Origin of the sequence: Sulfurihydrogenibium sp. YO3AOP1 (genome assembly GCF_000020325.1) — a bacterium.
Lineage (GTDB): Bacteria > Aquificota > Aquificia > Aquificales > Hydrogenothermaceae > Sulfurihydrogenibium.
Genome location: NC_010730.1, coordinates 1,199,838 through 1,213,374 on the forward strand (window position 1 = coordinate 1,199,838; position 13,537 = coordinate 1,213,374).

15 protein-coding genes are annotated in these 13,537 nt (G+C 31.3%); 10 read left to right on the top strand and 5 right to left on the bottom strand.

What is annotated here, in order from left to right; genetic code table 11:
- The first annotated feature begins 1 nt into the window (after position 1).
- The 5 genes from SYO3AOP1_RS05945 (at position 2) to SYO3AOP1_RS05965 (ending at position 4,281) form a co-directional block, all read left to right on the top strand.
- The gene (locus SYO3AOP1_RS05945) at positions 2-946 is read left to right on the top strand and encodes an acetyl-CoA carboxylase carboxyltransferase subunit alpha (RefSeq protein ID WP_012459828.1); all 945 of its coding nucleotides are present in this window, start codon (positions 2-4) and stop codon (positions 944-946) included.
- A gap of 439 nt (positions 947-1,385) precedes the next feature.
- A complete protein-coding gene (locus tag SYO3AOP1_RS05950) occupies positions 1,386-1,991 on the top strand; it encodes a 2,3-bisphosphoglycerate-dependent phosphoglycerate mutase (protein ID WP_012459829.1) in 606 nt (201 codons plus the stop codon).
- On the top strand, positions 1,988-2,740 hold the full coding sequence (gene tpiA / locus SYO3AOP1_RS05955; protein WP_012459830.1) for a triose-phosphate isomerase: 753 nt from the start codon (positions 1,988-1,990) through the stop codon (positions 2,738-2,740). Before SYO3AOP1_RS05950 ends, tpiA begins: the two co-directional genes overlap by 4 nt.
- Positions 2,741-2,743: 3 nt before the next feature.
- On the top strand, positions 2,744-3,037 hold the full coding sequence (secG, locus tag SYO3AOP1_RS05960) for a preprotein translocase subunit SecG (protein WP_012459831.1): 294 nt from the start codon (positions 2,744-2,746) through the stop codon (positions 3,035-3,037).
- A complete protein-coding gene (locus SYO3AOP1_RS05965; RefSeq protein WP_012459832.1) occupies positions 3,037-4,281 on the top strand; it encodes an MgtC/SapB family protein in 1,245 nt (414 codons plus the stop codon). Before secG ends, SYO3AOP1_RS05965 begins: the two co-directional genes overlap by 1 nt.
- On the opposite strand, the gene SYO3AOP1_RS05970 is transcribed toward SYO3AOP1_RS05965, so the two are convergent.
- The 3 genes from SYO3AOP1_RS05970 to fabD are packed head-to-tail and all read right to left on the bottom strand — an operon-like array spanning position 4,261 to position 6,531.
- Entirely contained in the window at positions 4,261-4,983 is a 723-nt protein-coding gene (locus SYO3AOP1_RS05970; protein WP_012459833.1) for a DUF72 domain-containing protein, read from the bottom strand. The genes SYO3AOP1_RS05965 and SYO3AOP1_RS05970 overlap by 21 nt on opposite strands.
- Complete coding sequence (bioD, locus tag SYO3AOP1_RS05975; RefSeq protein WP_012459834.1) at positions 4,980-5,633, bottom strand: dethiobiotin synthase; 654 nt, start codon at positions 5,631-5,633, stop codon at positions 4,980-4,982. The genes SYO3AOP1_RS05970 and bioD overlap by 4 nt, the downstream gene beginning before the upstream one ends.
- Complete coding sequence (gene fabD / locus SYO3AOP1_RS05980) at positions 5,626-6,531, bottom strand: ACP S-malonyltransferase (protein ID WP_012459835.1); 906 nt, start codon at positions 6,529-6,531, stop codon at positions 5,626-5,628. Before fabD ends, bioD begins: the two co-directional genes overlap by 8 nt.
- 192 nt (positions 6,532-6,723) lie before the next feature.
- Between fabD and SYO3AOP1_RS05985 the strand changes: the two genes are divergently transcribed.
- The 3 genes from SYO3AOP1_RS05985 (at position 6,724) to nadD (ending at position 9,564) form a co-directional block, all read left to right on the top strand.
- Positions 6,724-7,170, top strand: coding sequence for an Hsp20/alpha crystallin family protein (locus SYO3AOP1_RS05985; protein ID WP_012459836.1), 447 nt, complete (start codon positions 6,724-6,726; stop codon positions 7,168-7,170).
- Positions 7,171-7,477: 307 nt separating this feature from the next.
- A complete protein-coding gene (locus tag SYO3AOP1_RS05990) occupies positions 7,478-8,944 on the top strand; it encodes a Do family serine endopeptidase (protein ID WP_281340566.1) in 1,467 nt (488 codons plus the stop codon).
- Entirely contained in the window at positions 8,941-9,564 is a 624-nt protein-coding gene (gene nadD / locus SYO3AOP1_RS05995) for a nicotinate (nicotinamide) nucleotide adenylyltransferase (RefSeq protein WP_012459838.1), read from the top strand. The genes SYO3AOP1_RS05990 and nadD overlap by 4 nt, the downstream gene beginning before the upstream one ends.
- 342 nt (positions 9,565-9,906) lie before the next feature.
- Here the strand turns inward: nadD and SYO3AOP1_RS09435 are convergent, their stop codons facing one another.
- Together SYO3AOP1_RS09435 and SYO3AOP1_RS06000 are read right to left on the bottom strand one after the other, a co-directional pair.
- Positions 9,907-10,050, bottom strand: a complete 144-nt coding sequence (locus SYO3AOP1_RS09435; protein ID WP_012459839.1) for a hypothetical protein — start codon at positions 10,048-10,050, stop codon at positions 9,907-9,909.
- Positions 10,051-10,076: 26 nt separating this feature from the next.
- Complete coding sequence (locus SYO3AOP1_RS06000) at positions 10,077-11,498, bottom strand: FAD-dependent oxidoreductase (RefSeq protein WP_012459840.1); 1,422 nt, start codon at positions 11,496-11,498, stop codon at positions 10,077-10,079.
- Positions 11,499-11,668: 170 nt separating this feature from the next.
- On the opposite strand from SYO3AOP1_RS06000, the gene SYO3AOP1_RS06005 reads away from it, so the two are divergent.
- Both SYO3AOP1_RS06005 and SYO3AOP1_RS06010 read left to right on the top strand, forming a co-directional pair.
- Complete coding sequence (locus SYO3AOP1_RS06005) at positions 11,669-12,577, top strand: folate-binding protein (RefSeq protein ID WP_012459841.1); 909 nt, start codon at positions 11,669-11,671, stop codon at positions 12,575-12,577.
- Complete coding sequence (locus SYO3AOP1_RS06010; RefSeq protein ID WP_012459842.1) at positions 12,570-13,532, top strand: ATP-binding protein; 963 nt, start codon at positions 12,570-12,572, stop codon at positions 13,530-13,532. Before SYO3AOP1_RS06005 ends, SYO3AOP1_RS06010 begins: the two co-directional genes overlap by 8 nt.
- Positions 13,533-13,537: the final 5 nt, after the last annotated feature.

Here is a 13,537-nt window from a genome sequence, read left to right on the forward strand (position 1 = left end):
GATGGATATAAATCAAGAATTGCAATCTTTACAAGACCAGATTGAGATATTAAGAGAAAGAGTAAAAAAAGGTGAGCATCATTTAATTAATGAGCTTGCAAAATTAAGAAGAAAATTTAAAAAACTATCTAAGGAAAAGATGGCAAGCTTGACAGCATGGGACAGGGTTCAGCTTGCCAGACACCCAAAAAGACCACACACAATAGACTATATAAATAATTTATTCACTGATTTCATAGAACTTCACGGAGATAGAAGGTTTGCAGATGATAAAGCAATAATAGCAGGATTTGCAAACTTTGAAGGAAAGCCTGTTTGCGTAATCGGTCATGAAAAAGGAAGGGATACAAAAGAAAAGATAGAAAGAAACTTTGGAATGCCGCACCCGGAGGGATACAGAAAAGCCATCAGAGTAATGAAATTAGCAGAAAAATTTAAAAGACCAATTTTTACATTTATAGATACTCCGGGAGCTTATCCGGGCATCGGTGCAGAAGAAAGAGGTCAATCTCAAGCTATAGCAGAAAGTCTAATGGTAATGGGTAGCTTAAAAACTCCTATTATTGCGACAGTTATAGGTGAAGGTGGTAGTGGTGGAGCATTAGCTCTTGGCGTTGCAGACAAAATACTTATGCTTGAAAATGCTATATATTCTGTCATATCACCTGAAGGTTGTGCTGCCATACTTTTTAAATCAGCAGAATCAGCCCCTATCGCAGCAGAAAGTTTAAAAATTACAGCACAAGATTTAAAAGAACTTGGTATCATTGACTGTATAGTAAGAGAACCACTCGGCGGAGCTCATTTACAGCCAAAGAAAATGTATAGATTATTAAGAAGAGCTTTGAGAAACTCTTTAAAAGAAATAATAAATATTGACTTAGATGAACTGGTTGAGTTAAGGCATAGAAAATTTTATTCAATGGGAAGGTTTACTGAGAAGTAGTGAGGTAAGAAATTTAAAAGAATATGAAAATTTCTGTCGGCTTCAGCATGATGTTTTTTCTTTGTCTGAAGAAGCAAATTGAAGAATTTTATAATTATTAAATCTTTAAATTTTCATAAACTAATATTAAGAGGAGTGCTTTAAAATTTTAACTAAGTCTAAAAATTAATTTGATTTTCATTCTGCAGCCGACGAAGAATCTCCTTTTGTTTCTCTTCATTTTAAAAGATATTAAAAGAGGAGATCCTTCACTTCGCTGCTGGATGACAAAAACCGCCAATGGTGTCATTCTGAGCGAAGCGAAGAATCTCATATTTTTATTGGATTTCCCACCCAAATGTATCTCATAATTATTAAATCTTTAAACTTTCACAAACTAATACCAATCACCATTACTTACTTAATGATATAATAATTTTTAAAAACTTTGGAGGTTTCTATGCCTAAATTAGTCTTAGTAAGACATGGACAATCTTTTTGGAACTTACAAAATAGATTTACCGGATGGGTAGATGTTCCACTCACAGAAAAAGGAAAAGAGGAAGCATTTAAAGCAGGGGAGCTTTTGAAAGATATTAGGTTCAAAGTTGCATACACATCTGCATTAACAAGAGCTCAAGAAACATTAAAAATCATTCTTGAAGTTATTGGTCTACAAATCCCAATTATAAAAGACCAAGCATTAAACGAAAGACACTATGGAGGATTGCAAGGTTTAAACAAAGACAGGGCAAGACAAAAATATGGAGCTGAAATAGTTCATCTTTGGAGAAGAAGCTATGATATTGCACCACCGGAAGGAGAATCTTTAAAGGACACTGCTGCAAGAACAATTCCATTCTTAGAAAGAGCAATTCTTGGCGATATCTATGAAGGAAATGATGTGTTAGTTGTTGCCCATGGAAACTCTTTAAGGTCTATCATCATGTATCTTGAAAAACTAACACCGGAAGAGATTATAAAAGTTGAGCTTGATACAGGTGCTGCAGTTGTCTACGAGTTAGACCAAGAAGGAAATATCATAAGCAAAGAGGTTAGAAAATGAGATATCTTATAGCTGCAAACTGGAAGATGAACAAAACAGTTGCAGAATCCGTAGAGTACATAGAAAAATTCAAACCTATGGTTGAAGATATCCATCAAGTTGATATTATGATAGCCCCATCTTTTACAGCTTTATCTTCAGCTTCTTTAGAGCTTAGCAAGACAAATATAAAACTTGGTGCTCAAAATATGTATCATGTAGATAGAGGGGCTTTTACTGGTGAGATATCGCCAATAATGTTGAAAGAGTTAAACGTTGAGTATGTAATCCTTGGACATTCTGAAAGAAGATATATTTTTGGAGAAAAGGACGAGCTTATAAATAAAAAAGTTATATCTGCATTAGAATATGGAATAAGACCGATAGTTTGCGTTGGAGAGACATTGGAAGAAAGAGAGCTTGGAATAACATTAAACGTTGTAGAAAGACAGATAAAAATGGCTTTTGCTGGTGTTTATCCTGAGATTGGTCTTTGTGATATAGCTTATGAACCCGTCTGGGCTATTGGAACAGGGAAGAATGCAACAAAAGAGCAAGCCCAAGAAGTTCATCATTTTATTAGAACTCTTATAAATGAACTGTCTAAAGGAAATGATGAGACTACAAGGATTTTATACGGTGGTAGTGTTAACGAAAATAACGCAAAAGATTTGATAAGTCAAAAAAATGTTGATGGATTTTTGGTTGGTACAGCAAGCTTAGACCCTGTAAAATTTTATAAAATCATTACCCATTCTTTGGAGGTGTAGAAAGTGGAATTTTTGTTTGGAGTTTTATCTGTAGTTTTAATAATTGTTTCTGTTCTTTTAATAATTCTTGTTTTAATGCAAAAAACAAAAGGTGCAGAGATTGGAGCTGTTTTTGGGTCTGGTGCGGCAAAGGCTGTCCTTGGAGCTTCTGCAGCAACGATTTTAACAAAAATAACCTACTGGCTTGGAGCAATATTCTTAACATTAGTTCTAATACTATCATATTTAAGCATCCATATTGCAAAATCAAAATCTGTTATTGAAAGCATACCGGCAGAGCAAACACAAAAGAAATAATGGAAAATTATGATATTCTCTATAAAATCCTATTTTCTCTTGTTCTTGGATTTTTAATTGGTCTTGAAAGAGAATACAAGGTTAAAGAAGAAGTATTTGCAGGTGTCAGAACATTTCCCCTTATATCTCTTCTTGGTTTATTATCTGCATTTATAAGTGATAAATTTTGGAATGAAGCACTTTTAATCTCATTTCTTGCAATCATAGGATTTAGCTTAGTCAATTTTTTCTTAGAATACACTAAGGATAAAGGCGTTACGACAGAGATTTCTGTATTGATTACTTTCTTAATTGGAGTATTAACATACCATAATCAATATTACACAGCTTTATTTATTGCCTTATTAACTACATTAATCCTTGCATTGAAAAAGCCTTTAGAAAATTTCGCTAAAAGTCTTTACTTTCAAGATGTAATGACAATTTTAAAATTTGCTTTTTTAACAGCTGTCATTTATCCAATTTTACCGGATAAAAGTTATGGCCCTTTTGATGCTTTTAACCCAAAAGAAATATGGAAAGTTGTAATTATTATTTCTGTAATAGATTTTATTGGATATTTTCTACTAAGATGGAAAGGTACTAAATCCTTGGTTTTAGTTGGATTTTTTGGTGGTTTGGTTTCAAGTACCGCAGTTACTTACAATTTCTCAATTCTTTCTAAAAAATTAGAAAAAAAGGAAATACTAGTTCTTGGCACCATAATTGCTTGGATAATTATGAATTTAAGAATAATGATTTTGGTTGGAATTTTTAATATAGATCTTCTGACTCTAATTTTGCCCGGTTTTCTAATAATTATAGCGGTTCAGTTAGCTTTTGCTAAAAAGTACTACAAATATTTAAATTCCCAAATTGAAGAAGAAAATGCTAATCAGTTTCAAGAGGCTTTTAGCATCCTTAATATACTTCAATTTGCTTTTATTTATGCTGCTGTTGTATTTCTTATAAAAGCATTGAAATATTATTATGGCTTAATTGGTATGTACTTTATAAGTTTTATCTCGGGTGTGATTGACGTTGATGCTATAACAATTTCTGCATCAAACCTAACAAAATCGGGAAGTGTTGAACTAATTTTTGGAGCAGTAATGATTCTTTTAGCTGTACTTTCTAACACTATATTCAAATATATTTATGTTTTTATCTTTGCAGATAATTACTTAAAAAGAGAGATGTTTAAAATGACTTTATTCACTGTTGTTCCAATCATATTTTTTATCCTATTTAGTTTTATTCAATAACTCAATCAATTCTAAAGCATTTTTTGGAGCATAAGCATTATAATCATTATTAAAGTAAATAAAAGAATTTTCGTATTCTAAATTTTTAATTTTTTCTGCCCAACTAATCAGTTCATCCTTAGAATATTGATAGTTGTACCATACTTTTCCATGAAATCTTATGTATAAATCTGTTGAAGTCTGGATTAACTCTTCAGGAAGGTTTGGACCAGAAATACTACAAAAGATTAAATTTTCCTTTCTAAAAGCATCATAAACTTCTTGATTCCACCAACTTTTATGTCTAAATTCAATAGCATTTTTATATCTTTTATCAATTTGACCTAAAATTCTTTCTAAATTATCCTCTGAATACTTAAATGATGGTGGCAGTTGAAATAGAAATACTCCTAATTTTTCTTCAAGATTTTGAGAAACTATTTCATAAAATTCGTTCAAGTCTTTTTGTACGTCTTTAAACCTTTTTATATGTGTGATTGCTTTATTGACTTTAACAGAAAATTTAAAATCTTCTGGAGATATTTTATAAAATCTTTTTATGGAGCTCTTTTTTGGAAAGTTATAAAAAGTAGAATTTATTTCCACAGTTTTAAATTTTGTAGCATAGTAAGTAAACCATTGATTTGGCTTTAAATCAGGGGGATAAAATCTTCCTTTCCATCCATAATAGAAAAATCCGGAGCATCCTATGTAATCTTTCAAAAGATTAATCCTGCCGCATTTTTCAATTTTTCACAACATTCGCTGATTGGATTTTCAGATTTATTACATTTTGCTATTACTTTTACTTTAGAAAACTTTTCTATTACTTCAGGATTTTTTTCTTCTGATATATCATTGCCAGTAAAACCATTCATGATAATACCTAAGATATTAGCATCTTTCAAAGCTTCCAAAGTAAGCAGTGTGTGATTTATCGTTCCAAGACTTGCTCTTGATACTAAAAGAATGGGTATATTTAAGTCTCTAATTAGTTCTCTGTATGTGTAATTTTCTTTAATCGGAACCAAAACACCGCCGGCTCCTTCCACTATTACAAAATCATATTTTTGAACAAGATATTCATAATGTTTTATTATTTTATCCAAATCTATATCTCCACCTTCCATTAAAGTTGCTACGTATGGAGCTACAGGATTTTTGAAAGTATATAAAACTACTTCGTCAATCGGCTGACATGTCAGTTTTGATAATAAAGTAGCATCTTCCGGAATTGGGTTTGCACCGGTTTCAATAGGCTTAAAGTATGCTACTTTTAATCCTTTTTCTATCAGTGTTTTAGCTAAGGCATAGGAAATGGTTGTTTTTCCTACACCTGTATCTGTTGCTGTGATAAATAAAGATTTAAGCATTCTCTATGTCTTGTAAAGTTTCTATATTTTTAAGCTCTAAATTGCCGTTGATTCTTTTCATGAGACCAGTTAAAACTTTCTTTGGACCAATCTCATAAACTGTTTTAACGCCGTTATTTGCTAAAAACTCTACAGTTTGAACCCATCTAACCGGTGAATAAAAATGAGCTTTTAACTCTTCTTTTATCTCTTGAACCTTTGTTATTGGGGTTGCAGTGATGTTTGATATAACAGGAATTTTTGCATCGTTAAAAGGTGTATCTTCAATATACTTGGCAAATTCCTTTGCTTTTTCTTTTAAAAGTGATGAATGAGCAGGAACTGATACAGCTAATGGTACAACCTTTTTAGCACCTTGCGATTTTAAAACTTCCATCGCTTTTTTTACCGCTTCTGTTTCACCGGAAATAACGGTTTGTTCATAAGAATTGTAGTTTGCAATCTCAACAACACCATCGATCGTTTTTAAGACCTCTTCTATTTTATTTGCATCTAAGCCAATTATTGCAGCCATTAAGCCTTTTCCTTCCGGAACTGCGCTTTGCATCAAGCTTCCCCTTATATAAGTGAGATAAACAGCATCTTCTATGGATAAACTTCCTGCAACGGTTAAAGCTGTAAACTCTCCTAAGGAATGCCCAGCCAAAAACGAGGGAGTTATATTCTTTTTATCGTTAAAAATTTTGTAAATCAAATAAGAAGTAAGTAAAATAGCCGGTTGTGTGTACTGTGTAAGATTAAGTTTTTCTTCATCGTTGAATATAATTTCTGTCAAATTAAATCCAAGTTTTTCATTAACTTTATTGTGAATCTCTCTAACTTCTTCAAAGCTATCATAAATATCTTTTCCCATACCAACATACTGAGAACCTTGTCCTGGAAAAACAAAAGCTATCATTACTCTATTAACCTCCTTTTTCTGTTTGTAATTATTATAACTTATTAATTTTTTGCATTATTAAATTTTAAAGTTTAAATTTATAATATAAAAAGCATTTTATCAAATTTAGTTAACAATTATAAAATCTATTGACAAAATTAATATTAGGTTATATATTAATAGTAATAATAAAGCAAGGAGGTAATGAAAATGGACAGAAGATTAATTCCAGCATTTGCAATTTCACCTTTAAGAGAGTTGGCAAGATTAGAAAATGAGATTAACAGAATTTTTAAAGAATTGGTTCCGGCTGAACAAACAGCAGAAGTGGTAGTTTGGTCCCCAAGAGTTGATGTGTATGAAAAGGACAACAACGTTGTAATTGAAGCAGAAATACCTGGTGCTAAAAAAGAAGATATTGAAGTAAAAGTAAAAGACAATGCAGTTGTTGTTAGAGGAGAAGTTAAAAAAGAAGAAGAGAAAAAAGAAGAAAATTATTACAGAAGAGAAAGATTCTATGGAAAGTTTGAAAGAGTAATCCCATTACCAGCAGACGTAAAAATTGAAGAAGCGAAAGCAGAGTATCAAGATGGTATTTTAAAATTAATAATACCAAAATCTGTTCAAGAAAAAGAAGTCAAGATAGAAATTAAGTAAAAAAATTAAAATTAAGAATATATAAATAACATTGAAGTCCCCTTAACGGGGACTTTTTTTGTTTTTCTATAATAGTTGGGGGATTTTAAGTCTCAGTCTTGTATCAATGTCTAATTTTTCCACCGACAGAATCATAATGTAAAATCTACTTTCAAAATCAAATATAAAACTTTCATGAACTAAATTCAAAAATAGTTTACAAAACATTTAAATATTGTTAACATTGATTAGAGGTTTTAGATTTATAATAATTAATAACGATGATTGAGAGGATCTCATGAATATAAAAGCGGAGGTTATAAAAATTATGAAAAAGGTAGTTTTACCAATTGCTTTAATTTTAGCAGTTGCATATGTTGTTTTTGCTCAGCTTGGAAAACAGCAAGAAAGTTATAATCAAAGTATAAAAGGTCAAACTTTATCACTTCCAAATCTCGAAGCTATAGAAAATGAAAGGATAAAGCTTATTGAAATGGTTTCTCCAGGTGTTGCAACCGTATTTACCACTCAAGAAGTTAAAATTCCTAATCCTTTTAGTGATATTCCTTTTGGTGATTTTTTTGGCATTCCAAACACACCAGAATTTAAACAAAAAAGACAAGGTCTTGGTTCTGCTTTTATTGTAGATGTAGATTATAATAAAAAAGTTGTGTTTCTTCTAACAAACAATCACGTAATAGAAAATGCAAAAGATATTCAAGTTGCTTTTAAAAACAAAGTTGTACTAAAAGGAAGAGTTGTTGGTGGCGATAAATTAAGCGATGTTGCATTAATAGAAGTTCCATTTAAAAAAGGAATAGAAGATTTTGCATCTAAGCATGTTTTAAAACTTGGAGATTCTGACCAGCTAAAAGTAGGTGCAACAGTTATTGCAATCGGAAGCCCCCTTGGACTTTCAGATACAGTTACAATAGGAATTGTATCAGCCAAAAACAGACAGATAGAAGATAGACCGGGAGAAGGATTTATTCAAACAGACGCAGCAATTAATCCAGGAAACTCCGGCGGCCCACTGATCAACATCAAAGGTGAAGTTGTAGGAATCAATACTGCTATAATTGCCGGAGCACAAGGTCTTGGTTTTGCAATTCCAATAAATCAAGCAAAATGGGTTATGGATCAAATATTAAAATATGGAAAAGTAAAAAGAAGTAAAATTGGTGTAATCGTTCAACCTTTAACTCCGGAGCTTGCAGAACACTTTGGAGTAAACGAAGGAGTACTTGTTTCTAATGTGCAACCAGGAGGACCGGCAGACAAAGCTGGTATTAGAGCAGGAGATATTATAGTAGAAGTAAATGGCAAAAAAATTTCTGAAGTTCAAGATTTACAAAATCAGATAATGAAAAACCCGCCGGGAACAAAAATTAATCTAAAAGTTATAAGAAATGGTAAAGAGCTGACATTTACAGTAATTACCGTTCCATTAGAAGGTAGTGATACACAAGAGCAAACTACTGATGAAAGTTTGTCTTCAATAGAAAACAGCATAGGATTAATAGTAAAAGATTTAACACCAGGATTGATACAAAAATATGGATTGCCTAAGGTGTCTAATGGAGTTTTGGTATATGGCGTTAAAGAAGGCAGTGCTGCAGAAGATGCAGGTTTACAAGCTGGAGATATTATCCTTTCTGTGAATAATATTCCTGTAAAATCTGCTTCCGAATTTTGGTCTATAATATCAAAAGCTAAAAAAGAAGGAAAAGATAATGTTCTTCTTTATTTACAAAAAGGAGATAATAGAATATATCTAACATTACCTTTAAGATGATCGCACTATTTGGAGGAAGTTTTGACCCAGTTCACCTGGGTCATCTTCGTATTGCTGAAGATATAAGGGAATATTACAATTTTTCTAAAATTATTTTCATCCCAGCCTATCATTCTCCATTAAAAGAATCTCATTTTTCAAACCCAGAAGATAGGCTTAGGATGTTAGATTTATCCATAAAAAATAATCCTTTTTTTGAAATCTCGGATTTTGAAATAAACAAAAAAGAAAAATCTTATACTATTGATACTATTAAATTCTTTAAAGAAAAGCTTGGATATAATCCATTTTTTATAGTAGGTTCTGATGCTTTTTTGACTTTAGATAAATGGAAAGAACCTGTTAACTTATTAGAAAACACAAACTTTATTGTTGTAAGCAGAGATAATACAGATTTTGAAAAAATAAAAGAATTTTTACTTGTAAAATTTTCGTATAACAGATTGTGTGTAGATAATAACTTAAATTCAAGTGAAACAAAAATTTATTTTTTTAAATCAAGACAATTAGAAATTTCATCAACAGAAATCAGAAATAGAGTAAAAACTGGTCAATCTATTAAATACTTAGTATTGCCAGAAGTTGAAGAGTATATTTATGCAAAAGGATTGTATAGATAGAAGTTATTTAGAAAGTAGGCTGTTCTAAAATTTTTGCAAGTTGCAGAATGTATATGTATACACAACTTTGTTAAAATTTGGAACACTCTCAGAAAGAAAGTGAATATGTGAGAAAGTTAGTGAATAACATTATGAAGTTATGTAATAAGAAAAAAGTATGTAAGGTAAATAAAAGCGTTGAGTATTGTAGCGGTTTATAGACCGACCATACATATACAATTCAAGAATTGACTATACACAATTTGCAAAAGATTTTAAGATGGACTTTTACATTATGTAAGTCTTATAAGTGATTAGATGTAAGTATATAAAAGCCCCCATTTGAAATGGGGGCAAAATTTATTAGTGAGTTTTATATCCTTTCTCTGCTTCTTTAACTAACTTTAAAAAATGAAATGCTAAGCTTATAGCTCTAAAAAACTGAGATATTAAAGAGTGCATTTTTCTTCTATCTGAATCTGAAAATCTAAATTTTGCTTGAGCCATTTTTTAATTCCTCCTTTTAAGATTTTTTAAGGTATTAATTTCCAGAAAGCCTTACCTTGCAATTTCCATAAAAATGCATAATGTAAGCCAAGTTTAAACCATGCTCCAGCTTTTCCTGGTTCTGCAACACATAAATCTAAATCTCTACCGTATTCGCCGTATTTAGCTCTATTTCTTGCAACTGGAAAGATTGCAATCGTTCCTGCCATGCCATCAAAGATTCCATTTTTCATAGAGGCAACGCATAATCCCGGTGTTTCTGCCATTGAAGCTGTATTTTGAGGTTCTCTTCCTTCAATCATATCAACAATGTTTAACGCTGCTGCTTTTCCGGATAACTCCGCAGTATAACCTGTTCTTGGTGGAGCCGGTGCTATTATTGTTCCATTTGGGGATTTACCTGGTTTTGATAAAGGTCCAGGTGGTGCGAAAGCAATACCGGCTGCAAAAATGTTTTTATAGATAGGATTTTGATATGTTTTAGGCCAATCCGGACCATCTAATTCTTCGTAAGGTTTTCCGTACACAGCATCAACTTTTACAAATCCTGCCGGGTTACACATCTTATCTTTTATATCATTACCATCTTTATCTATCCATTTAATTGGCTGTCCTGCAAATGGTGGAAGGAGCATTGCAAAGTCATATTCTAATTCTTTAAACTCTCCGTCTAAGTTTTCAATGTATATTTTCTTTTCATCAACTTTATGAACGTGACTTCTGATTTCGTATTTGATTCCATAATCGTAGAATATACCTTCTGCCATCATTTCTGAAGTAAAGATCAATGAACCCTTTTTAGCTTCAAGTCCGTCAATTCCAAAGTCTCCAAGCTTTGGTTCATTAGAAAGCCATGTTAGTTCAACTTTATCTCTTAATCCTCTATCAACAAGGTCATTATGAACGTTAGTGATAAACTCAAATCCTGCACCCTGACAAGTACAACCGCCATGCCCTGTTCCGATAACGATTTTAGCTTTATCACCTTTTTCTAATCTTTTTACAAGTTCTAAATAAGCTTTAGCAGTTTCTACAGCGTGAGGAGGTGTACAAACAGAATATGTATAGCCTTTTTCTGGACCAAGTCCTGGAGTAGCATCAAAGTTTAGCTTAGGACCTGTTGCAACAAGAAGATAATCGTAATTTAATTTTTTTTCTTGCTCAGAGCCAACTGGCTTTATCATAACATAGTTATCATCTGGATGAACTTCTGTTAGAAATGCTCTTTCATACTTAATTCCAAATTTGTCGTAAACTGGCTTTAATGGAAATTGTGTTTTCTCAACTGGCATTTGGCCAACACCAACCCAAATTAGAGATGGAATGTAATTGAATGTTTCGTTAGGTGTAACCACTGTTATTTCGTGATTACCCTTTAGTCTGTCTGCTAAAATCAGTGCTGCATAGTGTCCTGCAAATCCACTTCCTGCAATTACAATTTTTGCCATGACAACCTCCAAATTTTTTAAAAAATTTAATAATTTTATCATACACCTATAAACATTGGTTAGCAACAACTAACCGAGATAAATCATAAGTAAGTTTAAAAACAAATAATAAGAAAAATCATTGATTATCATCAATATTAAATGAATAATATCAAAAAAGGAGAAAAAATATGAATTGGATAAAGCTAAAAAGAAACAAAATTTTGGTTAAAGGTAAACAGTCAAAACTAAATCTTAAAGGTATTAAAGAAGAGCATACAGCTTTTTTACAGGGTATTTTAACAAACAATGTAGCCCAGCTTAATGACAAAGAATTCAATTACAACCTCATGTTAGACCATAAAGGTTCTCCTATTTGGGATTTTTATGTTTTTAAAGATAACGAAAACTACATTCTTGACTTTGAGTTTGATAGAGATGAAGTATTAAACAAGTTAAAACAGCTAAAACTTTCTTATCAAGTCTTTTTTGAAGTTTTAGAGTTTGAACATATCTACATATTTGGAGAAGATAGTGAAAAGTTTATACAACAAACATTTAAAGAAGCACCAGAGAAATTTAAATATCTAAAATCAGGAGATATCTACATAGCAAATAATCCTTTAAGATTAGGACAAAAAGGCTTTGATATATTCGGAAATCTTGAATCTATTAAATCAAATCTACCAACAGATTTAAAAATAGATGAAGAAGAGTTTGAAAATTTGAGAATAAACAACTGTATTCCAAAAATTGGAAAAGAGTTAATAGAAAAAGTTCTTACCCTTGAAACTAACATTTGGAAATATGCCATAAGCTTAAACAAAGGATGTTATGTAGGACAGGAAGCTATAGCGAGAGTATATTTTAGAGGTAAGCCACCAAGAGTTATGGTAAAATTTAGCTTTGATAATATATTAAATGAAAATGAAAAAGTACTTCTAAACGACAAACCGGTTGGATTTATAACTTCTGTTAATATTAAAGATAAAACAGCAATCGGTTTTATATTAAGAAATATAGCAGAATCTGGCAAAGAGTTAAAAAGCAGTCAGTCAGTGCTTAAAATTTTAAATATATGCCAGGAGCTAAATGTTTGAAAAGGAAATTTTAGAAAGCATCTTAGAGCCAATAACAGTTTTGGATTTTAGCGGAAAGATTTTATACTCAAATCAAGAGTTTGAAAACTATCGGTCTATTCTTGGCAGAAGGCTAAATAAGCTTTTATCAGATATTATCAACTTAAAATATGTAAAAGAAGGCATTCCGGTTAAAAATCTATATAAAGAGATAGATGAGTACAAATTTTTGATTGACATCTTTCCATATGAAAATGATAAAGTCATACTATTATTAAGAGATATTACAAGATTTTACAAGCTTGAAGAAGAATCAAAAAGAGAAGGAACTTTATACGCTTTTTCTAAAATGCTTTCAGAACTTTTTCATGATATGAAAGGACCTGTCACCGGAATAAAAGCAGCAACCCAATACCTAAAAGACAATCCGGGAGAAACGGAGTTATTAGATGATATATTGTATGAAATAAAAAGAATTGAAGAGTTTATAAATCAAATAGCATACTTAAACAAACCAGAAAAGCTAAACCTCTCAAAAGAAAACATACATAAGCTGATAGATAATGTAATAGCAAAATTTAGCAAAATTTATCCACGAGTTGAGTTTGTGAGAACATACGACCCAAGTTTGCCAGATATAAAAATAGATAAAAATCAAATGTTAAATGTTATAGAAAATCTTATAAAAAATGCTATTGAAGCTATCAATTTTGAAGGAAAGGTAGAAGTAGAGACTGGAATTTCTTTTGATGAGATTTACTCACCAAAAAGGAATAAAATATTTATAAAGATAAAAGACTCAGGTCAAGGAATTCCTGAAGATATGTTAGATAAACTTTTTATTCCATTTTATACAACCAAAGAGTTTGGAACAGGTGTTGGACTTGCAAGGTCATACAAAATTGTAAAACAGCATAAAGGTATATTAAGATATATAGGCAATTCAACCTTTGAAATAATCTTACCCATTGAGTGAGGAAA